This is a genomic window from Streptomyces sp. DH12 (genome assembly GCF_020873895.1).
Classification (GTDB): Bacteria; Actinomycetota; Actinomycetes; order Streptomycetales; family Streptomycetaceae; genus Streptomyces.
Window position 1 is genome coordinate 1 of the sequence record NZ_JAHWGT010001324.1, and the last position, 423, is coordinate 423.

At 71.4% G+C, this 423-nt stretch carries 1 protein-coding gene; it reads right to left on the reverse strand.

Annotated features, from left to right (window positions below):
• Window positions 1–384 (reverse strand): acyl-CoA dehydrogenase family protein (locus LPA54_RS39905; protein ID WP_228985302.1); only part of this gene is annotated, 384 nt, incomplete at its 3' end.
• Window positions 385–423 lie beyond the last annotated feature (39 nt).

Sequence of the window (423 nt, forward strand, 5' to 3'; positions counted from 1 at the left end):
GACCTGGTCACCGGAGGTGAAGCCGGGCAGCCAGCGGCGCTTCTGCTCGTCGGTCGCGAGGCCGGTGAGGTAGGGGCCGACGATGTCGTTGTGCAGGCTCAACGCCAGACCGGAGGCGCCGGCGCGGGCGAACTCCTCGATGAGGACGGCGCTGTAGCGGAAGTCGTCGGTCCCGCCGCCGCCGTACTCCTCGTCGACGGCCATGCCGAGCAGGCCCTGGCGGCCGGCCTTGCGCCACACCTCGCGGTCCACCACGCCGTCCTTCTCCCAGCGTTCGTGGTGCGGGAGCACCTCCTTCGTCAGGAAGGTCCGCACCGTCTCACGGAAAGCCTCGTGGCCGGGGCCGTACAGGGCGCGGTCCGGGGTGTGCTCCGGGGTGGTCACAGCCAGCTCCTCACATGCTCGATCAGTCGGGCGGGGTCG